Source organism: Aequorivita sp. Q41, from assembly GCF_039831855.1.
Lineage (GTDB): Bacteria > Bacteroidota > Bacteroidia > Flavobacteriales > Flavobacteriaceae > Aequorivita.
This window is the reverse complement of record NZ_JBDPMS010000001.1, coordinates 1,539,319-1,561,258: the sequence shown is the minus strand read 5'-3', so window position 1 is coordinate 1,561,258 and position 21,940 is coordinate 1,539,319. Positions and strand designations below refer to the sequence as shown.

The 21,940-nt window shown below is 36.1% G+C and carries 13 protein-coding genes; 8 read left to right on the top strand and 5 right to left on the bottom strand.

All coding sequences use genetic code 11. The features are described from left to right. Window positions 1-4 precede the first annotated feature (4 nt). From bamA to murI, 4 genes are all read left to right on the top strand, one after another. The gene (gene bamA / locus ABJ955_RS07130) at window positions 5-2,578 is read left to right on the top strand and encodes an outer membrane protein assembly factor BamA (RefSeq protein ID WP_347373908.1); all 2,574 of its coding nucleotides are present in this window, start codon (window positions 5-7) and stop codon (window positions 2,576-2,578) included. Window positions 2,579-2,617: 39 nt separating this feature from the next. After that, complete coding sequence (locus ABJ955_RS07125; RefSeq protein WP_347373907.1) at window positions 2,618-3,487, top strand: OmpH family outer membrane protein; 870 nt, start codon at window positions 2,618-2,620, stop codon at window positions 3,485-3,487. A gap of 53 nt (window positions 3,488-3,540) precedes the next feature. Beyond that, complete coding sequence (locus tag ABJ955_RS07120) at window positions 3,541-4,056, top strand: OmpH family outer membrane protein (RefSeq protein WP_347373906.1); 516 nt, start codon at window positions 3,541-3,543, stop codon at window positions 4,054-4,056. Window positions 4,057-4,152: 96 nt separating this feature from the next. Continuing rightward, on the top strand, window positions 4,153-4,944 hold the full coding sequence (gene murI, locus ABJ955_RS07115) for a glutamate racemase (protein ID WP_347373905.1): 792 nt from the start codon (window positions 4,153-4,155) through the stop codon (window positions 4,942-4,944). On the opposite strand, the gene ABJ955_RS07110 is transcribed toward murI, so the two are convergent. The 3 genes from ABJ955_RS07110 to ABJ955_RS07100 form a co-directional block, all read right to left on the bottom strand. Continuing rightward, window positions 4,945-5,457 (bottom strand): gamma carbonic anhydrase family protein, encoded by a 513-nt coding sequence (locus ABJ955_RS07110; protein ID WP_347373904.1) that lies wholly within the window; start codon window positions 5,455-5,457, stop codon window positions 4,945-4,947. A 166-nt stretch (window positions 5,458-5,623) separates the two neighbouring features. Further along, a complete protein-coding gene (locus ABJ955_RS07105; protein ID WP_347373903.1) occupies window positions 5,624-6,355 on the bottom strand; it encodes a LytTR family DNA-binding domain-containing protein in 732 nt (243 codons plus the stop codon). 53 nt (window positions 6,356-6,408) lie between these two features. After that, a complete protein-coding gene (locus tag ABJ955_RS07100; RefSeq protein ID WP_347373902.1) occupies window positions 6,409-8,601 on the bottom strand; it encodes a histidine kinase in 2,193 nt (730 codons plus the stop codon). Window positions 8,602-8,873: 272 nt separating this feature from the next. Here ABJ955_RS07100 and ABJ955_RS07095 point away from each other — a divergent pair, with 272 nt between their 5' ends. Then, the gene (locus ABJ955_RS07095; protein ID WP_347373901.1) at window positions 8,874-10,022 is read left to right on the top strand and encodes a vWA domain-containing protein; all 1,149 of its coding nucleotides are present in this window, start codon (window positions 8,874-8,876) and stop codon (window positions 10,020-10,022) included. A 78-nt stretch (window positions 10,023-10,100) separates the two neighbouring features. On the opposite strand, the gene ABJ955_RS07090 is transcribed toward ABJ955_RS07095, so the two are convergent. Next, complete coding sequence (locus ABJ955_RS07090; RefSeq protein ID WP_347373900.1) at window positions 10,101-11,102, bottom strand: type IX secretion system membrane protein PorP/SprF; 1,002 nt, start codon at window positions 11,100-11,102, stop codon at window positions 10,101-10,103. Window positions 11,103-11,111: 9 nt separating this feature from the next. Further along, window positions 11,112-19,553, bottom strand: coding sequence for a T9SS type B sorting domain-containing protein (locus ABJ955_RS07085; RefSeq protein WP_347373899.1), 8,442 nt, complete (start codon window positions 19,551-19,553; stop codon window positions 11,112-11,114). A 76-nt stretch (window positions 19,554-19,629) separates the two neighbouring features. Between ABJ955_RS07085 and ABJ955_RS07080 the strand changes: the two genes are divergently transcribed. The 3 genes from ABJ955_RS07080 to ABJ955_RS07070 all read left to right on the top strand — a co-directional run bounded on the left by ABJ955_RS07080 (window position 19,630) and on the right by ABJ955_RS07070 (window position 21,909). Next, window positions 19,630-20,547 carry a NifU family protein gene (locus ABJ955_RS07080; protein WP_347373898.1) on the top strand — a complete coding sequence of 306 codons (918 nt, stop codon included), beginning with the start codon at window positions 19,630-19,632 and terminating at the stop codon, window positions 20,545-20,547. Between the two features lie 105 nt (window positions 20,548-20,652). Continuing rightward, window positions 20,653-20,853 (top strand): dodecin family protein, encoded by a 201-nt coding sequence (locus tag ABJ955_RS07075; RefSeq protein WP_347373897.1) that lies wholly within the window; start codon window positions 20,653-20,655, stop codon window positions 20,851-20,853. A 210-nt stretch (window positions 20,854-21,063) separates the two neighbouring features. Further along, the gene (locus ABJ955_RS07070; protein ID WP_347373896.1) at window positions 21,064-21,909 is read left to right on the top strand and encodes a mechanosensitive ion channel domain-containing protein; all 846 of its coding nucleotides are present in this window, start codon (window positions 21,064-21,066) and stop codon (window positions 21,907-21,909) included. The last annotated feature ends 31 nt before the right edge of the window (window positions 21,910-21,940 follow it).

The window sequence follows — 21,940 nt, the reverse complement described above, 5'->3', positions numbered from 1 at the left end:
CCTATTGCACACATACAGAAAATCTTATTGTATATTTTTAATTACAATACTTTCCGTTTTTACACTACACGCACAGCAAAAAGAACTTGATAGCGGTAGAAAATATACGATAAATCAAATTACGGTAACTGGAGCTCAGAGCTTTAACGAGCAAACAGTAGTGGCTTTTACAGGCCTTAAAAAAGGAGATCGCATCTATATTCCCGGTGAAAAACTAAGCCAAGTTACCAAAAAACTATGGGAGCAAAACCTCTTTAGCGACATCGCGTTTTATGTTACTAATATAGAAGGAGACGATGTAGATTTAGAACTCTATATTGTAGAGTTACCAAAACTACATGAAGTTACTATAGAAGGTGATGGGATTCGCAAAGCGAAGCAAAAAGAAATAATTAAGGACAACGACCTTAATCCAGGCACAAAAATCACAAAGAACCTGCTTACTACCACCAAAAATTACATCACTAATAAGTATAAAAAAGATGGTTACTTTAATACTGATGTAACAATCTCTATGACTCCACACACTGATTCTACAGGTGCTGAAATTTCAAAGAACATGAAAATTTCTGTGGATAGAGGGAAGCGAGTAAAAGTGAAAAGTATTGATTTTGAAGGAAACAATCAATTTACAAAAGGTAAATTAAGGCGTTCCCTAAAAAATACAAAACGCAAGAATTTCTTCCGTTTTTGGAAACGTTCAAAATATACAGAAGAAGGTTTTGAAGAAGACAAAGAATCTCTTTTGAAAAAATACAAGTCTAACGGATATCGAGATGCAAGAATTACTAGTGACACCATTAGTATGCTTAACACCAATAGTGTTGCACTAGATGTAAAACTTGAAGAAGGGGATAAATATTATTTTGGAGACATCAAATTCATTGGAAACAGTGTATTTACAGATGGGCAGCTTCGCCAAATATTAGGACTTAAAAAAGGAGATGTATATAACGGTATACTTCTTCAGGAACGTATTCAAGACGATAGCGACCCAGAAGCTAACGACATCACCAACCTATACCAAAACAATGGTTATTTAGCGGCACGTATAAACCCTGTAGAAGTAGCTGTTCGGAATGACACCATCGATTTTGAAATCAGAATTATGGAACGCAGTCTTTTCTATTTTGATCATGTTACTGTAGTAGGCAATGACCGGACAAACGACCATGTTATTTACCGAGAATTAAGAACACGCCCTGGCCAAAAATACAGCAAACGAAATGTAGTAAGAACAATTCGTGAGTTAGGTCAATTAGGTTTTTTCGATCCAGAACAACTTTCTCCAAACTTTAAAAAAGTTGATGAAAACAACGGCCTAGTAGACTTAGAGTACTCGGTTGTAGAAAAAGGATCTAGCCAGATTGAACTTCAAGGAGGTTATGGTGGCGGTGGTTTTGTAGGAACCTTAGGGCTTTCCTTCAATAACTTTTCACTTCGTAATATTTTCAATTTAGATTCATACAAACCACTCCCAATGGGTGATGGGCAGAAATTATCATTAAGAGCACAAGCAAGTGGGTATTACCAAACCTATAGTCTTTCCCTTACGGAGCCTTGGTTGGGTGGAAAAAAGCCCGTGCAGCTTTCCACTTCTTTCTCACATACCATTCAAAATTTCTACGATTATAATAACAGACAAGCTGATAAGTCTAGAAGTTTCACGATTACAGGTGGTTCTGTAGGTTTGGCAAAGAAAGTAAAATGGCCAGACGATTATTTTGTATGGTCTAATGCATTAAGTTTTCAACATTATAATCTAAACAATTATAACACCGGTCTTTTTACTTTTGGTGATGGTTATTCAAACAACTTAGCATACACTATAGGTATTAGCAGAAACAACACTGCAACCAACCCCATTTATCCAACCTCAGGTTCAGATTTTAGCATAACCGCAAAAATGACGTTACCGTACTCTTCTTTCAGCGATACGGATTACAAATCATTAAAAGATGAAAGAGCCTCATTATTATTAGTACCAGAAGACGCTTCAAACTATATAGATGCCAATCAACGTATTTCTGAAATTGACCAAGAGCGTTTTAAATGGCTAGAATATTATAAAGTAAAATTCAAAGGAACTTGGTACACGAGAATGGCAGGAAAGTTAGTGCTTCGCACCAATACAGAATTTGGATTTTTAGGAGCTTATAACCAAGATCGTGGTGTACCTCCATTTGAAAGATTCTTTTTAGGGGGTGATGGCCTTGGAGCTTATAGCCTTGATGGGCGTGAAGTAATTGCATTAAGAGGGTATCCAAACCAAGCCTTATCTGAAGTTGATGGAAATACGATTTACAATAAATTTTCGTTAGAGGTTAGATATCCCGTAACTTTGGCACAAATGGCATCCATCTATGTGCTTGGGTTTGCAGAAGGGGGAGCGTCTTATAATGGATTTAGAGATTACAATCCTTTTGAACTAAAACGTTCCGCTGGCGCAGGATTACGTATATTTATGCCCGCATTTGGGCTTTTGGGTATCGATTTTGGATATGGATTTGACCCTGTTTTGGGTGGAACAGAGCCACATGGATGGAAAACAAGCTTTATAATTGGACAACAATTTTAAAACTGGCACGATATTTTCTTAAAACAACAACCAAACAATATGAAGACAAAAAAAATACTATTTTTTACCATTGCTCTTTTTTGCTTCACCTTCATGGCAGAAGCACAACGAGGTGTTCGTATAGGGTATATTGATATGGAATACATTCTTGAAAGTGTTCCAGAATATAAAGAAGCATCTATTCAATTAGAAGGAAAAGTACAACGCTGGAAACAAGACATTGATAAAAAGCAAAAAGAAATTGATCAAATGAAATTGAACCTTTCAAATGAAAGAGTTCTTTTAACGAAAGAATTGATCGACGAGCGTGAAGAAGAAATTAAAATCAAAGAAGACGAGATGCTACAATATCAGCAAGATCGTTTTGGCCCGAGTGGAGATTTAATGATTCAGAGAAGGCAATTGGTACAGCCAATACAAGATCAAGTTTTCAATATTGTTCAAGAAGTAGCTGAAGCAAAAAAATATGATTTTATATTCGATAAATCAGCAGATGTAGTAATGCTATTTGCCGCTAAGCGAAATGATATCAGCGATTTGGTTTTAAGAAGCATTGAACGCGCAGGAAGAAGAGTACAAGCCGCTGATAAAAAAGAAAAACGTGAAATAGAACAACGCGAAAAATTATCTCTTGAAGAAGAAGGCGCAGTTACGGAAAGAGAAAAAGCAATTGAAGAAAAGAAAGAAGAACGTGAAAAAATTGTTGAAGCTAAGAAAACGGAGCGTGAAGAAATGATGGCACAACGCCAAAAAGAACGCGATTCAATTCGCGCTGTAAAAAAAGCTGAATTTGAAGAACGTCGTCAACGCTTAATCGAAGAAAGAGACAGAAGAAGAGATTCCATAATGGAAGCACGCCAGAATAAAAACAATACACCTGAAGCTGGCGGTGAAGAAAATGGTGGCTAAAAATGTATAATCAAACTTCAAATAAAATAACACTTAAATTAAATACAATTACAATGAAAAAAATGAAAACGTTATTAGTTGCAATGGCACTTTTTGTAGGGGCTACGAGTTTTGTAAATGCTCAATCTAAAGTTGCACATATCAATGCACAGGAACTAATTGAAGCAATGCCAGAATACAAAGCAGCGCAAAGCCAATTAGAGAAAGTACAGAAAACGTATGACACTGAGATTAAAGCAATGGCAAAAGAGCTTGATACAAAAATGAAGCAGTACGATAGTGAAGCGCCAACAAAAACAGATACTGAAAATCAAAAAAGAGTAGAAGAAGTTCAAGGAATGCAAAACAACATTCAAGCATACAGACAACAAGCACTTCAAGATCTTCAGAAAAAACAAGAAGATATTTTCAAGCCTATTCTTGAAAAAGCACAATCTACAATTCAAAAAGTAGGTAGAGCACAAGGCTTCCAATATGTTTTAGATTCAACTCTTGGCGGCGGTGGCGGTGTTATCCTTGCTGATGGCAAAGACCTTATGGCTGATGTTAAAAAAGAAATGGGAATGTAAATTCGTTCTTTTTAAAACTATAATCTATAAACTGCCCGTTCAAGAACGGGCAGTTTTTTTATGGAAAAATTTGAAGTTATTAGCTACATTTACGCTATGAATAAAAATAGTCCCATAGGTGTTTTTGATTCTGGAGTTGGCGGCTCTTCTATTTGGAAAGAGGTCAATAAATTATTGCCTTGTGAGCATATAATATATTTAGCAGATAGCAAAAATGCACCTTATGGCAACAAATCTTCAGAAGAAATAACAACTCTCAGTATTAAAAACATTGAGAAATTATTGCACATGGGCTGTAAAATTATTGTTATTGCCTGCAATACCGCCACCACTAATGCCATTGCAACAGTTAGAGAAAACTATAGTATTCCTATAATTGGTATTGAACCTGCAATAAAACCAGCAGCATTACAAACTACCTCAAAAAATATTGGGATTTTAGCCACCAAAGGCACATTGAGCAGTGCCCTTTTTAGCAAAACAACACAAGAGTTTACCAAAGATATTAGGGTAATAGAAATTATAGGGGAAGGCCTTGTAACTCTAATTGAAGCAGGAAATCTTGATGGCCCAGAAATGATTTCATTGTTAAAAAAGCACACAAAACCAATGATTGATGCCAATGTAGATTATGTGGTTTTGGGATGCAGTCACTACCCTTATATTATTCCGCAGTTAAAAAAAATACTGCCTGAAAATGTAAAAATTATAGACTCTGGGGAAGCAGTTGCTAGACAAACAAAAACAGTGCTACAAAGTTTAAATTTGCTTCGAGAAGAAAAAACAAAACCAAGCCTTCAATTTTTTACAAATGCGGAAACAGCTACCTTAAAATTTCTTTTAAGCGCGTACTCAGAAAGTATTTCGGTTGAAAAAATGGATTTTTAATCACTCCTTAAACCACGAGGAATACATTACATAATTATTGGCGATTCTTTCAATTTCACCTTTGGTAAGTTCGGGGCTTATGTCTTTAATTTTTTTAGCAGGTATTCCCGCATAAATACTGCCGCTTTCCACCTTAGTGTTTTTTGAAACAACTGCACCAGCCGCAATAATGGTATTGCTTTCAATTATACAATCGTCCATTACAATGCTTCCCATACCAATTAACACATTATCGTGAATGGTACAGCCATGCACAATCGCATTATGCCCAATAGAAACGTTATTGCCAATTGTAGTAGGTGACGTTTTATAGGTGGCATGGATTATTGCACCATCCTGGACATTCACTTTGTTGCCCATTTTAATAAAATGTACATCCCCGCGAATTACTGCATTAAACCAAACGCTACACTCCTGCCCCATTACCACATCCCCTACAATGGTTGCGTTTTCAGCTATAAAACAATCCTCAGGAATTTGGGGATGCTTCCCGTTTACAGTTTTGATTACCATTTTGTATATTTCTTTATAAATTCTTAATCTTTACTAATTATCCCTTTCTTACTATTTCCTAATAACCATTTAATCATAAATTAACACAACTAACTGCAACTGCAACCGCTTACTCCCTATTGCCTATTGCCCATTTTATCACTAATCATTAATTATTAATAACAACTCATCCAAAATACGCAAGCAACTCTTTTTTCCGTGAGGGGCTTACCATAATTTCTTTTTCACTAGAAAGCACCACACTCCCTCCTTTTCCTTTTTTGTATTCTGTAATTTCGTTTACGTTTACCAAATACGATTTATGAACCCGAACAAAACCGTGTTCAGATAGTGAGTCTTCAAAATATTTTAGTGTTTTACTCACTAAGCGTTTTCCAACTTTTAGGTGAATCTGTGTATAGTTATCATCTGCTTGGCAATAAAGAATGTCTTCCATTTGCAGTACTTCAAAACCATTTTGGAGCGGAATAGTAATCTTGCCCAAAACTAGGGTCTGTAAAGGCTTTAAAATTGAATTTTGAAGCGTGTTTTCCTTTTCCTTAATTTCTTTCACGTAATCCACAGCTTCAATCAATTTATCTATAGAAATAGGTTTTAGCAGATAATACGAAGCATGTGCGTTTAGCGCATCAATTGCATAATGATTGTATGCAGTTACAAACACAGTTTCAAATTGGCGATCGCCTACTTTGTCCAACAAATCGAATGCATTTCCATAAGGCATTTCTACATCGAGAAAAACAAGATCCAACTCATTGTTTCGTATTAAAACCAGTGCTTCATCCACGTTTGCCGCTTCCCCTTTTAAAACTATATCTGGGCAGTATTTTGCCAAATAATTTCTAAGAATTTCCCGACTCGTTTCTTCGTCTTCTACAAGTATTGCGTTTAGTTTCATTATAGTTAGTAATTTGTATTGAGTAATGAATATCGAGTTTTAGTTCTTAAAATTTAGTCTTTTCTTAAAATAAGTTCAACACGAGTTCCTTCAGTATTTTCGAACACATTTTCAACTTTTACCGTTACTTTGTCTTTATACATTTCATTCAAAATAGCAATTCGTTTTTGGGTATTCCCCATGCCTTTTGACTTTTGTTTCTTTTGATTTTCTGTTTTAAATGCCATTGATTTTTCACGCCCTATTCCATTATCAGAAATCGAAATTTTTATGGTTTCGGAAGTAAGCTGCTGAAAATTGATTTCCAACAAACCACTTTCATCTTTATACCGAAGTCCGTGCCAAACGGCATTCTCCACATACGGTTGAAGCAACATCGGTGGAATCGCAAATTCATGTAAATGTATGTTTTCATCGACCGTAATTTTATATTCAAACTTGTCTTTAAACCTAAAATGTTCCAATTTAACATACAATGTTAGTAATTCAATTTCCTTCTCTAAAGGAATAAAATCTTCTTCACTATTTTCTAAAACAGAACGCATTAATAAAGAAAAATCGGTCAAATATTTATTTGCTGTTCGTTCGTCATTTACCGCAATAAAGCTGTTTACGGAATTCAACGCATTAAAAATAAAATGTGGATTCATCTGTGACCGAAGCGACTTTAATGCTAAAATATTATTGGCATATTTTTGTTGTTTTACATTTTTAAACTGTGTGGATGCTGCAAAAAACAGAAGCAATACAATGAGTATTAACGATGCTATAATCCACTTTTGAATTTGATTGTTTTTTTCAATCAACTCTTGGTTTTCAAAGGCAAGCTTATACCGACTTTCGTTAAGTTTTCGGTCATTTTCAAGACTTGCAATTCGGTTTTGTTTTAAAGTGATTTCTTTGGTAAAACGTGCAGCTTGACTAATTTCCTGTTCCTTTTTTACATAAAGTTCATCTACAACCTCTACATAACGTTGGTAACTTTCAGTGGCTTTATCAAACTCTCCGATATCGCGGTAAATTTCGGATAGCTTTCTAACCGCATCTTTTTGAACAACCAAATCTTCCTTTCTATCTGCTTCAGCAATGCTTTTTTCAAGATATGGAATTGCCTGTTGGTACTTTTCCTGAGCTACAAATGCGTTTGCAATTTTATAATTTTGGCGTTGCGGCGTTAACGCTTCGTCTTCAACTTCTGCATCATCTTCAATAGATTTTAATTCATTTAATGTCTCTTCACGAAGCTGGATTTCTTTATCGTATTCTCGGTTTTGACTATAAAAATCGGCAACTTTATTTTTTTCAGAAGCTGCACGCTGCATGTTTTCCTTTTTAGCAAGCTTTAAGGAATTGTCAAAATATTCTTCTGCTTCGTTTAAGGCGCCACTTTGCGCATAGGTTTCCCCAATTTTTGAATTTAAGTTGGTGATTTTTGGCGTTATCTTGTTGTCTTTTGCAATATCTAATGCTTTTTGATAATTAAAAACACTTTTTACGCCATCAGCAGTTGCTTTGTAGGTGTCGCCTAAACCTTCATAAACTTCTACTTTTTGGTATGGAGAAAGGCTTTCTTTTAATAATTTTTGAAACGCTAAAATGCTCTCCTGGTAATTTTTGTTTTGTGCAAAAGCTTTCGCTAGTTTAATAGAAACCCCTACCGATTTAGTGTTTTGAAGACTTTGTTTGTACTTATCAATGGCCAAATCTGGTTGGCTCCAAAAAAGGTTTATATCGCCTAAAGTTTCAAAAGCTTGACTGTTTTCATGTTTTGAAATTGTTGCTCCTCGCTTAGGCTCTAGCGCTTTGGTTATATATTCAATACTTTTTTGTGCATCTTTTTTCAAAAAGAATTTAGCAGAATCCAGGTATACTTTAAACTTATCGCGACTTGGGGCGCTTGAAGTTTTTGAAAGAATGGATTCCTCTTCTAACTTTGCTTTTTCTACACGAACGGTTATAAATTCAGCACTTTTTATTGTGTAGTAAACCGTTACAAAATCATCACTTTTTATTACAAGCTCATCGCCTATTTTGGCAGAAATTGTAAACCTACCAGAAAAATTTGTGGTGGTGTATTGTCCGCCTAAAATCTCAACATTCACCCTAGCTATAGGCATATTTGTTTCCCCGTCTCGCACCTCGCCTTGAAGCATAAAATTTTTCTCCGTTTGGCGTTTCACTTGCGAAAATCCTTCAACAGAAAGTAAAAAAGAAAGCGTAAAAAAGATAAAAATTAGTCTTCTCATTTCGTTTTTTATAACCTACAAAAATTGTTTGTTTCATTTAATAAACAAAAACAAGTGTATGCAGGATGGTAAACATACGCACTTTAGCGCAATGCATAAAATTACGTTTTTCCAAAATAGCTTTTACAACTACCAAAAACTACACGTTAACTCACCCAAACAATGCTTTTACTATTTTAAAGTAAGTACTGCCTCAAAGTAGCTTTTTTTAAGAAAAAGTTCGTCTTAGGTTTACGCAATTGAAAATTGAAATGATTAAAAAAAAGAAAATTATGAAAAAGCTAAAGCTTATCCTATTGCTAGCAGTCGTTACATTAACGGCTTCATGCAAAGCAGAAACAAAAACACCAGAAACCTTAGCAATTGCTACTGCTCAAACTCCTAAAAAACAGCACTATATAAAAGTAGCTTTGCTTTTAGACACAAGTAATAGTATGGATGGACTTATAGACCAAGCCAAAGCACAATTGTGGGAAATAGTAAATGAGTTGAGTTATGCGAAATACCACAACAACCGACCAAAACTACAAATAGCATTATATGAATATGGCAATGATAATTTAAGCGCTTATAACAATTACATTCGTAAGCTTTTGAGTTTTACAGAAGATTTAGATGATGTTTCAAAAGAGCTTTTTTCTTTAACCACCAATGGTGGAAGTGAATATTGTGGTACTGTAATTCAGGAAGCGTTAGATAAGCTAGATTGGGGCAGTGAGAGTGATGACTTAAAAATGATTTTTATTGCTGGAAACGAAGCTTTTGATCAAGGGCGACTAAACTATAAAGATGCAACTACAAACGCCAAAGAAAAAGGTGTGATTGTAAATACTATTTTCTGTGGAAATTACGAACATGGGATTGATAGTTATTGGAAAGATGGCGCTCAACGTACCTATGGCGATTATATGGCGATAAATCAGAACCAGCAGACCGTTTATGTGCCTTCGCCCTACGATGATGTTATAATTCAATTAAATGTGAATTTAAACAAAACGTATGTTCCTTACGGAAGTTCGGGGAGTCATAAAGTACGTGTGCAAAAGGAGCAAGATGAAAATGCAGCAGAATATAGCATCGCAAATGCGGTAAGCAGAACGATTTCTAAAGGAAGCCATTTGTACACCAATAGCAGTTGGGATTTGGTTGATGCAGAAGCTGAGGCAGATTTTAAATATGAAAAATTGAAAAAAGAAGATTTACCACAGGAATTAAAGGGGATGAATTCTTTAGAAATAAAAAAGTACCTTAAAGCAAAGCGCGCTGAAAGAGAAGCAATCCAGAAACAGATCATGGAGTTAAACGAAAAGCGCAGAACGTATGTAGCTGAACAAACAAATAAAGCTCAAAATGGGTTAGAAAACGCTATGCTGGAAGCTATAAAAAAACAAGCACAACAAAAAAATTATTCTTGGGAGTAAGCTATTTTACTCGTTAAAAACAAAGCCTGACACAAATTAATATGTCAGGCTTTATTGGTTTTTTATTAAGCAATAAAATTAATTAATTGCTGGACAGTTACAGTCGTATGGTTCTTTTCTACCCCCCAAAAAGTCATATCCTATTGTAATTTGGTGAAAGCCGCCACTTTGAAGCTTTACAGTTCCTGATTGGTGGGAATAGGTATACGCAAACATAAAGTTATTGTAATTTATACCTAGAATAGGTGTAATATACTGAAGTTTCTGGCCTTTTATTTCTTGTCCGTCAAGATATTCTGCCCCGTCAAAACTTCTTCTATAAGATAAACCACCCCATAGCTGACCAAAATCCATGGTTCTATACGCCTTGAAGTTTACATCTATTGACTGTTCTCCTGTACGTTCCGTCCATTGAAAAAGGAATGAAGGCTCATAGCTCCAGTCTGCGCCATATTGCCCAATAGCATATGCTGCAGAAAGAATGTATTTACGCTGATTGTTCGATTCAAACTTTTCAGAATAGATCGATCTATTTTGAAATATGATATTCTTTACCGTAAAATGAGAAGAGAAGTCTAAGAAATTATAGGAAAGTCCTGCATCTACGTTAAAATATGATGAACTCTGAATAATTCCTCCAATCACAGGATCGAAATCTGTTAAATCAAATTGGGTTTCATCAAGTCTAGACTGTGTCAATCCTGCACTTAAACCAAATGATAATTGATTTAAATCTGCTTCACTTCTTGAAAACATAATATGGTGGGCATAGGTTATATATCCTCCTGTTTGAGAGTGGTAACCATTTTTATCATTATAAAAGATAGCACCTATTCCAGATTGTTCACCTAATCGTGCATTAAAACTAAACGTTTGAAGATTTGGCGCTTCATCTTGATCAAACCATTGCTGCCTTGCGGTTAATCGTAATTGATTATGCGTAGCGGCACCAGCCATTGATGGATGCAATAAGTATAGGTTATCAGATAAGTAATCTGAATATACAGGTATTCCATCTTGAGAAAATCCATAAAGCGATGATATCAAAAGTAGGATAAAAGGAATTTGTTTGATGTTCATAATCTCTGTTTATCGTTTTAGGGTAAAATGTCCTTTGAATTCTTTAGCGACTTCGTCCTCAGTATATTCAACTCGGAACCAGTAATCACTCGATGGTAGTGGATTACCGTTGTAGGTTCCATCCCATCCTGTATCTAACGGACTTAATTGCTTAAGCAGTTTTCCGAAGCGATCAAAAATATAGATTTTAGCTGTAGGATCTCCTGCTGCAATACCAATAATATTCCAAGTGTCGTGATATCCATCAGAATTTGGCGTAAAATAAGGTGGGTAATCAATTACACCTACATCAAACGTTACCTCACCACAACCAAATTTATCTTTGATTGTAACTGTGTGGTTTCCTGGTTCAACATTTTCAAAAATATTGCTGTCTTGGAATGGGCCATCATCTAATTGGTATTCATAAGTACCTTCACCTTCTGCAATCACTTCTATTATATGGTTTCCTGCAAAGGCCCCATTAATCAAGTTTGCTTCGTATACAAATGGTGGTGATGACACTGTTACTGTAGCGCTCACAACATTTTCACAGTTTGAAGCTAATTCAGTATAAGTAAGCGTGTATACGCCACCTTGAAGTGCGATAATGGAAGGGCCATTTTCTCCAACAAGAATTACCCCATCAAGATCCCACTGGAATGTGTATAGTGTTGGGTCTAAACCTGAATCTATAATTGGTGGGGAAGGACTTCCTTCTACTTCTTGTATTGGGTTTCCATTCTCATCAACACATAAGCGATAATCGCCATCAAAAGTTACGTCTTCTATTTGTTCTACCTTAATAACCATCTCTGCGATTCCGTAACATTTAGGTTCTAAAAGATTATCATTATTTGTAACTCTAATATAGATACGTTGTGGATTAATGATGTTTACATAAGGGAAGGTGATTGCCTCAATTCCTGCTGCTGCTTCATCTTCTGTTTCATGGAATGTAATTTCAAAAATAGCTGGGTCTTGTCCTCCCAATATTTCTGCTCTCAAATCTGAAACCTGTTGGTTAGTAACATCATCAAAATCAAATTCACCATACCCATCGCTTGGCGGAAGGTTATCACAAATAATAAATGGTTCGGATGGTGAATTTGCAGTAGCTCCATCTTGAACAATAAGTTCAAAACTTTGAACACCGCCAATGTAACAACCTGTTTCCGTATTACGGATACCAGTATATATTAATTGTGGATTTATTGGGTTGTTGTTACCATCCTTATTTTGGTATGAAGTTGTATTTACAATTGCGTTGATACCGTTTTCAGCATCTAGCATATCTATATAAAAAGTAACTTCAAAAGGTGGTTGTGTTTGTCCACCCAAAATCTCATCAACCTTTGTTTCTAAGTTAAAGACTCCTATTTCACTACCATCCAATGAACAGCCAATATATGGTGTTACTATTGCGCTATCATCTGGTAGCGGATTAACTATTAACTCAAGCTCTACAATTTCAAAACATAAGGATGTTGGGTTTGTAGTACGCACATAAATAATCTGTGGATTGCTTGTGTTTTGGTATGCTGTAACTTCTGGAGCAACTATTTCGTCGTTCTCGTTAATAGCATCGTCATAGTTTTCATAATACCCTATAGTCCAGTTATTACCATTAAGTATTTGCGTTTCACGGATAGTAAGGTCAAATATTTCCACTTCATCATAAGGTCCAGGAGGAACTATTTCATTTAAATCACAAAGCTCTATTGGTTCAGGATCCACTGGGTTTGGATTAGGAACAACTCTGATGATTAATGTTGTAAATGAAATACACTTACTATTACTATCTTCCACACGTACATACAATAATTGTGGGTTTATTGGGTTTCCATTAGCATCTTCATTCACATAGGCAGTATCAGGATCTATACGGTTTATGTTGTCTTGGGCATCTTCTTCTGTTAAGAAATATGAAACACCCTGTGTAACTACACCGTTTGTTATTTCCCCATTTTTATCTGTAAGATTAAAACTAGTTTTTCCATCGAAATCTTCGCCTAAATCATCACATAATACCAATGGAGTTGGGTCAACGATTAGTAAACCGCTATTTACAACTAGATTAAAACTAGCTACTTTATAACATTCCGTAAGATTATCGGTTAATCGCACCCATATAGTCTGTGGACTACCGGTATTTGTATACACCTCTGGCTGAACAATAAAACCGTTTCCTCCGGCAATTGCATCAGCTTCATTAAGGTAATATCTAAGGGTATAATCTGTTGGGGTTTGAGTGCCATAAATTAACTCTTCTTGAACCGTTAAATCAAATTCATAAAAGCCACTATCATCACAAGCTACAAGATCTGGAAGATCATTTGGAACGAGTGGTGTAGGATTTACAATCAACTCTAAGGTTACAATTGTATAACATCCCGAACCTGCTGGTGGTGCATCATAAGCAGCACGAACATAGATGGTCTGATTGTTTAAGAAAATATTCTCGTACGGGCTAGTTAATGCAGCATCGCCAGTTCTGGCATCGAACATTGTTTCATGATAGGTAATTATTAAAGTAGGGTCTCCTCCTCTAATTTCATCAGATTTACTTTCTAAATCGAAGAATGCTATTCCATTATTATCCATATCACAAGCAAACAACGGAGTTGGTGCTACCGGTTCTGGGATTGGATTAACAATAATCATAAAACTAAGCGTTGTTCTACATGTATTTTGACCTAATATGGTAACAAATATTTCTTGCTGCGGAGTATCAACATTTTGATAAGCTGTAGGATTTGCAATTCGGATATCGTTATCCTGATCAAATTGTGAAGCATAGTAGAGTACTGTTAATGTAGGATCACCATTGGTTATTAATGGAGTATTCTCCGTTAAATCGAAGGTTGAAATCCCATCATCGCTTGTACTTCCATTAACTTCGTCATCACAAAGTATCAAATCGTTTGCAGTTCCTGAACCTGGGAAAACACCTGCTATAATTTCAAAAGGTGTAATTCTTGCACAGCCTGTTGCAATACTTGCTAAACGCACCCATATTGTTCTACTTCCACTTTCAAATGCATCTGGAGTAGTAATAAAAGGAGTGCCTGCCTCAGCATCAGCTAAGCTAATGTGATAGGTAATTGGTTCAAAATCTGCTGGGTTTTGCCCATTGTAAACCGAGGTATTCTGAGTTGTAAGGTCAAAAATAGCCATGCCATTACCATCTTCATCACAAACAAAGATTGGGTCTTCAAAAGTAGTAGGATCTACTCTATCAGGAAGTGGCACTACAATAAGTTCTAACTCTACAATTGTATAACAAGGCAATTGTTTTGGTGGTACATCATTGGTAACCCTTGCATAAATAATTTGGTTGAAAGGGGTTGTATTTGTGTAAAGACCTAAAATTTCTGTTCCAGGAACACCGTCTATCGCTTCTTGTTCCGTTTCATAATAAAGAACAGAAACATCATTCTGGCCGTTTATTATTTCTGCATCACGTACAGTAAGGTCGAAGAAATTTACAATTCCATCGTCAATAACTCCCTCATCACAGAACTCGATTGGATCAGGATCCATTTTTGGATTTGGATTTGGCAATACATTCAAGGTAACTGTTACATCGTTTGCACATCCAAATTCTGAAGTAATTGTTCCAATAACTGTTTGTGGGGTAGCAATGTTTTGATAGGTCTCTGGGTTTAAAATTGGAGTTCCAGACGCTTCAAACCATGTTACTGTCAATCCAGGAGCACCTCCTGTTATTAAGAAGTCATTTAGAGTAAGATCAAAAGTAGAGATCCCATCCGTTAAGGTACTTCCTTGAAGATCATCATCACAAAGTGAATTTGTAAAAGGTCCGTTATTAATTGGAACAGGATCTACAAAAAGTTGCAATTCTACAATATCATAACATCCTTCGGCACCATTTGGATTTGGAGGAATACTGCTTTGCGCATTACCAACTACAAGTACAAATAAAGTTTGTGGGTTTGCAGTATTTGGGTATGCTCCAGGGGCTGCAATTGCAGCTGAAAAATCTGGTGCTAATAACGCAAGGTCACCCGCAGTTTGCGCATCTATAAGGTTTTCATAATAGTAAACATCGTATTGCGTAGGATCTAAACTTCCTAAAACATCAGCCTCAGCATCTGTTAGGTCGAAAATTTCTACTCCATCCCCATCAAAATCACAGGCTCTTAAAGGCTCTGGCTCTGAAGCAATTGGCGAGGCGTGCACTTCTAATGCAAATGAAATTATTCGATGACAGCTGTTTACAGTGGTAGTTACTCTTGCCCAAACACCCCCTGTTCCATAATCTGGCGCTAATGGGTCTGTGATTGGCACATCATTATAAGGAACATCGTTCTCATAAAGAGTTGTAATTGGCGAATCATCATTTTGAGCATTCAATAAAGTGGTATGGTATGAAACCGTTAGGTTGGCATCGCTATTGGTGATAAAGTCATCTTGACTTGTTAAATCGAAATCCGCAAAACCATCATAATCAGAATCGCATGCTACCATTACCCCAGGTGAAAATGCATCTGGAGTAGGCTCTACAGTAATTAAGAATGAATTTGTTGCTCTACACCCATTCTGACTAAAAGCAGTAACAAAAATACGCTGTTGTGTAGCCGTAGTATTTTGATACGCAGAAGGGTTAGCTATAGGGTTATTAGCTGCTTGGTCGCCTGGAGATGCGTAATAGAATACATCTAGATTAGGATCTCCTAATGAAATAAGATCATCATTAACCGTTAAATCGAAGGTAGCTAGACCATCTGTATCGCTACCGCTAAGTAAGTCATCACATTCACTTAAATCATTACCTACACCAATGGTAGGGAAAAGCTCAATAGCAAGTTGAAATTCTGTAATACGAACACAACCCGTTATTATACTCTCTAAACGCACCCATATTGGTACGCCTCCAGCACTAACATATGCTGTTGGGTTTCCTATTTCAGTTCCAGGAACACCAGCTTGTGCAGTTGCTAAATCTGTATCATAATATAAAATAGGTAAAAAGTCTGCTGCATTTTGAGTTCCAATAACACCAACATTTTGGCGTGTTAAATCGAAAAGTGCCGTCCCGCTATTCGTTTCATCACACCCAATAAATGGATCTGTAAAAGGAGGCATTTGAGGTTTATCTGGCAATGCAATTACGTGTAATTCTAGCTCAACAATTGTATAACACCCTAAGCTTGCAGGAGGAACATCCTTTTCTACACGTGCATACACTGTTTGTATAAATGGAACTGTATTAGTAAAAGGCATTGTTATTACCGTTGCTGGCAAACCAGCAACTGCCTGTGCTCGGGTTCTAAAGTAACGCACAGATACATCCGCTTCATTAGCAGTAATATCTGTATCTGCCAAGGTAAGATCCCATCCACCAACAAGACCATCGTCATCGTCATCACAAAGCTCCAATGGCGTTGGCGTCATATTTGGATTTGGATTTGGCAATACGGTTAACGTAAGGGTTACCAATGTTTCACAACCACGCCCAGACGTAACTCTACCAATTACCGTTTGTGGCGTTACTGTATTTTGAAAGGTTGTTGGGTTTGGAATAGGTGTATCAGCCGCTTCATCTGCTAAGTTTAAAAACCATTCTACGGTTAATGAATTATCATTGTTAGTTACATCTGGATCAATACTTGTAAGATTAAAAGTAGAAATTTCATCTGTTAGGGTACTTCCTTGCAAGTCATCATCACATAACTCATATGAAAAAGGGCCATAATCTAAAGGAAGTGGATCCACATGAAGTTCCAACTCCACAATATCATAACAACCCTCAGCACTGTTTGGGTTTGGTGGTATGGTTCCCGTAGTATTACTTACTATTAATATATAAATAATCTGTGGATTGGTATTGTTAAAAAAGTTTGTGGGGTCTGCAATAGCCTGTGAAAAATCAGGAGTTGGTGTAATTGCTAAATCTCCCGCAGCTACAGCTTGCGAGAAATTTTCATAATAATAAAGGTCAAAACCTGTTGGATCTAAAGCGCCAAGTACTTCTGCCTCAACTACTGTAAGATCAAAACGAGTTATTCCATCTGCTACAGCATCATCACATAAGCGCAAGGGCTCAGGAGTAGTTCCTACTGGAGAAAAACGAACTTCTAAAGTAAAAGGAACAACAGAAACACAGCTACTTGTTGTACTTCTTACACGTGCCCAAACACCTCCCGTTCCATAACCAGGGGAAAGTGGATCGGTATCAGGAAAATCCAAATACCTACGGTCATTGATATAAAAATTTGGTAATGGCAAGGCTCCATTTTCAGCGTCTAACAATGTTCCATGATAGGAAACTTGTAAGTTCGGGTCGCCTAATGTTATTTCATTATCTTGTAAACTAAGGTCGAAAGTTGCAAAACCATCGTTATTATCATCACAAAGTATAAGGTTTGGTGGGGTAGTATTTATTGTTGGTGGCGAATCTATAGTTATAGTTACCGTTTCATTTGTATCAAAACAAACAGTAGGGTTATCACGGTTTTCCAAACGTATATATAGGGTTTCACTTGGGGCATTAACAAAATATGGAATTGCTAACGCGCCAGCACCGGCATCTGCATCTGCTTGACTACTATGATAGGTAATGTTATAATCTGAAGCAGGCTGTCCATCCAAAACTTCTGGATTAAATTCTGCCTCAAGATCAATGCGTTCGCCTCCATCCTGATCGTAATCACAGAAGCTTCTGTCATTTACAATCCCAGAAATGGCACGGCTAAAATATATTTTAAAGTCTACAATATCAAAACAAGTACCACTTGCACTGTCTTGAATTCTTGCATAAATAGTTTGTGGCGAAGGAGGAACAATAAAGTGAACTCCCCCTAATATCTCTGTTCCAGGCACTCCATCCATTGCTGCCTGAAGTGTTTCATAATATAAAATATCGAAATCTGCAGGGTTTTGACCTCCTAAGATATCGGCATCGTTATCGGTTAGATTAAATACGCCTGTTGTAGTGCCAAAATCACATTGGTGTAAATCTAAATCTTCTCCATTTGGATTGGCTACAGGCTGTGGTCTAAACGTAATTACCACTGGATTACTCTCTACTCTACAAAGTCCATCTACCGCTTCTACAGTATAAATTCCATTTGTAGTAACGGCATAAGTGGATCCGTTTGCTCCAGGAATAGGCACTGTATTTCTAAACCATTGAATATTGAATGGAGGATCGGTAACTCCAGAATCTAAAATTACAGGGCTTCCCAAACATGCTGGCCCTGGATCTAAAAGTATTCCCGCCGTACTTAGGTCTACAGCAAATGTAAATTCATTGTTTGATTCATCAGTTTCTGCAACTACTCCAGTACCATTACCAATATCATCAATAACAGCAATTAAGTCAAAATTATTAGGAGTAGCCAAAGGAATAGCTAAAGTAATAGTCCCACTTTCTGAACCCCCTATCGGAATTAGATTTATTGTATTTGTTTGCCCTAATAATGCGGGAGGATTAACACCATCATCTAAATAAAATGCTATTGGCGTATTTCCTGGCAATTCATTTGTACTATTTACATTATACGCTGTATAATCTACATCGATATTACCATTTTGACATAAAACACCAAGGTTGTCTATTTCAATGGTAGCATCCGGTAATTCAGAATTTACACTGGTTATAATATTATGAACCATTATATAATCCTGCCCAGAAGTAAGCTCAATAAGAATATTTGTATCACCCGGTTGTACGATTCCTACTAAATCGTAATAATCTAAATCCATCTGATAACTAACTGCCGAGTTAGTATATGAGTTGGTACTATTAAAAGCGTTAGTTGAAGGATTTAATGGAGGATTGTCTATAAGCGTTCCATTAATCCGTAAACTCTCTTGATTTGCAAGTGTTTCATCTCCTTCCCATGCTAAAAACCCAATTTTTGAAAGCTGATCTGAGGTTACGTCAAGATTTCCTAAGTTAATGCTTAATGGAAAATTAACGTTATTTACACTTTCCAACCCATCAAACAAACTTATTTGATTAAGCAATAAGGAAGGGTCTTCATAAATAACATAAATAGCCCATCCCCCAAAGTTAGTACCACAATATTGAGGCAATAGCGCCTGTACATCCATATCAGAGAACGTATAAGTGCCATTTCCGGTAGCAGCTACGATATTAGTTACTTCAGCATAAGCACCAAAATACGGATCCCCATTAAAGGTATGTGCGAATGTCCTTTCAGCACTAACAGGCGTGCCGTTAACGTTTACATCAAAGTCACCTGTACCGATAGACGCCCAATAAAGGTGCGCCGAAACCAAGGTTGTTCCTGGCCCTAGGTTAAGTGTAGCACTACTTTGGAGCAGCATATCACAGGAACCTTGGTTATTTTCGCCCGTGTTTAATGTATTACCAACAGCCGTAAAATCATAACGACCATTAAATTGTTTAAACGTGTCTATATTTTGTGAAAACACAAAATATGGGAGCGTAAATAGTAAGAGAAGTATTAATTTTTTCATAAATATGGGTATTACAGTGCCAAATATATTGAATACATTGTTTTTCTTTTTATATTTTTGCAAAAAAAACTACTAAATGCCACAATTTAACATAGAAATTTCTGAAACCAACAATCAAAATATAGTTAAATTTATTGTTAATTCTTTCTTAACACGCGCTACCAGCTACGAATTCAAGAATATCGATGAAGCTAAACCAAGTCCATTGGCACAACAACTTTTTTATCTTCCGTTTGTTAAAACGGTATTTATTTCACAAAATTTCATCGCTATCGAAAAATATAACATTGTAGCGTGGAAAGATGTGCAAGAAGAAGTGGCAGAATCTATTGTAACCTACCTAAATACTGGGAAAGCCGTAATTACAGAAACGGATGCGCCAAAAAAAGTTCCTGTTAGTATTTATGCGGAAAGTACGCCAAATCCTACAGTAATGAAATTTGTGGCCAACAAACCGCTCGCAACTGGAACCTTTGAGTTTAAAAATATTGATGATGCAGTACATTCACCTTTGGCAAAAGCCTTATTTAGCTTTCCTTTTGTAAAAGAAGTTTTTATAAGCGCCAATTATGTTTCCGTAATGAAATACAACGTAGCTGAATGGCAAGAAATTTCTATGGAGATTAGGGAGTTTATTCGCAAATTTATTGAAGATGGGAAACCTGTGCTAAATGATGAAATACTAAATGCTACCAATGCTTCAAAAAACATTTCAGAAGCAAACACTCCGGAAGCAGTTGTAAAAAACCATACCGCCCTTGAAAAAGAAATCATCTCCATTTTAGATGAATATGTAAAACCCGCAGTAGCAAGTGATGGAGGGCACATACTTTTTGATTCATTTAATGTAGAAACCAAAACTGTAAAAGTTATACTTCAGGGCGCTTGTAGCGGTTGCCCATCTTCTACAATTACACTAAAAAACGGGATAGAAACCATGCTAAAAGAAATGCTGCAAGGGCAGATAAATAGTGTAGAGGCTGTAAATGGCTAAAATCTTTTTTTGGACGCAGTAATTTCCTCCTTTTAACTTAATTTTCAGATTTTTAGGCTCGATTAATTGTATCTTGAGGTTTATAAACCTTAACAAACTATTATCATGGCAGTACTTAAAGTAATTGAGATCCTTGCAAGTTCAAAAGACAGCTGGGAAGATGCAACTAGAAATGCAGTAAAAGAGGCTGGAAAAAGCATAAAAAACATTCGATCGGTCTATGTACAAGAACAGAGTTGCGTAATCGATAAAGATCAAATTACACATTTTCGTGTAAACGTAAAAATTACATTTGAAGTAAATTAAAACACACTGAGTAATTATAAAATGAAGCTATCTAAAAAGTAAAACTGAATTCGACTGTGCTACCCACAAAATCGAAACTTACTTTTTAGATAGCTTCATTTTTATTTTTAAAAAAAATATTTATTTTAAAAAAAACCAACAAAAAATCCTACGGATAAATACATATAAATCAACTGTTTAAATATTAAAGCAACCCTAAGAATGAATACTATGGAAAAATTTCAGAACTTGGATATATACATCGAAGAGTATGGACAAAAATTAATCGACTTTCTCCCAAATCTAATCGGCGCTATACTGATGCTATTTATTGGTATGTGGCTAATAAAAATTGCAAATGGATTTATACGAAAATTTTTCGATAAAAAGGAATACGACCCTACGCTGGAAAATTTTATTGCTAGTTTAATAAACTGGGGGTTAAAAATAGTACTCTTTGTATTAGTAGTCACCCAACTAGGTGTTGAGTCTGCTTCGCTGGTTGCTATTGTAGGTGCCGCAGGTCTTGCAATTGGTTTAGCACTACAAGGCTCACTTGCAAATTTTGCTGGGGGTATATTAATCTTACTTTTAAAACCTTTTAGAGTGGGCGACTTTATTAGTGCACAAGGCATCGATGGAACTGTAAAAGACATTTCTATATTTAACACCAAACTAACCACTTTTGGAAATCAGCTTGCTATAATTCCAAATGGAAAGTTAAGCAACGACAATATTATAAATTATTCGGCAGAAGGAATACGTCGTGAAAACATAACTTTCGGTATCGGCTATGGAGATGACATTAAACTAGCTAAAGAAATACTATTGAATTTAGTTAAGGAACAAGAAACCGTTTTAAAACACGAAGATAAAACCCCTATGGCGGCAGTTGCTGAACTGGGCGATAGCGCTGTAAACCTCACCATTCGCTATTGGTCTAGAAATGAAGATTTTTGGAATCTCCGCTGGTTAATTTTGGAAGAAGGAAAAGCAAGGTTAGAAGCTGCAGGAATATCAATTCCCTTCCCGCAAAGAGATGTACACCATTTTAACTTAGAAACCATAAGAAGTTAAAACATTGATTTTAAACTTATATTTTATATTT

Coding starts and splice junctions, on each gene's coding strand:
- ABJ955_RS07095 (WP_347373901.1), top strand. CDS start 8,874: ATGAAAAAGCTAAAGCTTATCCTATTGCTAGCAGTCGTTACATTAACG.
- ABJ955_RS07125 (WP_347373907.1), top strand. CDS start 2,618: ATGAAGACAAAAAAAATACTATTTTTTACCATTGCTCTTTTTTGCTTC.
- ABJ955_RS07100 (WP_347373902.1), bottom strand. CDS start 8,601: ATGAGAAGACTAATTTTTATCTTTTTTACGCTTTCTTTTTTACTTTCT.
- ABJ955_RS07105 (WP_347373903.1), bottom strand. CDS start 6,355: ATGAAACTAAACGCAATACTTGTAGAAGACGAAGAAACGAGTCGGGAA.
- ABJ955_RS07085 (WP_347373899.1), bottom strand. CDS start 19,553: ATGAAAAAATTAATACTTCTCTTACTATTTACGCTCCCATATTTTGTG.
- ABJ955_RS07110 (WP_347373904.1), bottom strand. CDS start 5,457: ATGGTAATCAAAACTGTAAACGGGAAGCATCCCCAAATTCCTGAGGAT.
- murI (WP_347373905.1), top strand. CDS start 4,153: ATGAATAAAAATAGTCCCATAGGTGTTTTTGATTCTGGAGTTGGCGGC.
- ABJ955_RS07090 (WP_347373900.1), bottom strand. CDS start 11,102: ATGAACATCAAACAAATTCCTTTTATCCTACTTTTGATATCATCGCTT.
- ABJ955_RS07080 (WP_347373898.1), top strand. CDS start 19,630: ATGCCACAATTTAACATAGAAATTTCTGAAACCAACAATCAAAATATA.
- ABJ955_RS07070 (WP_347373896.1), top strand. CDS start 21,064: ATGGAAAAATTTCAGAACTTGGATATATACATCGAAGAGTATGGACAA.
- ABJ955_RS07075 (WP_347373897.1), top strand. CDS start 20,653: ATGGCAGTACTTAAAGTAATTGAGATCCTTGCAAGTTCAAAAGACAGC.
- ABJ955_RS07120 (WP_347373906.1), top strand. CDS start 3,541: ATGAAAAAAATGAAAACGTTATTAGTTGCAATGGCACTTTTTGTAGGG.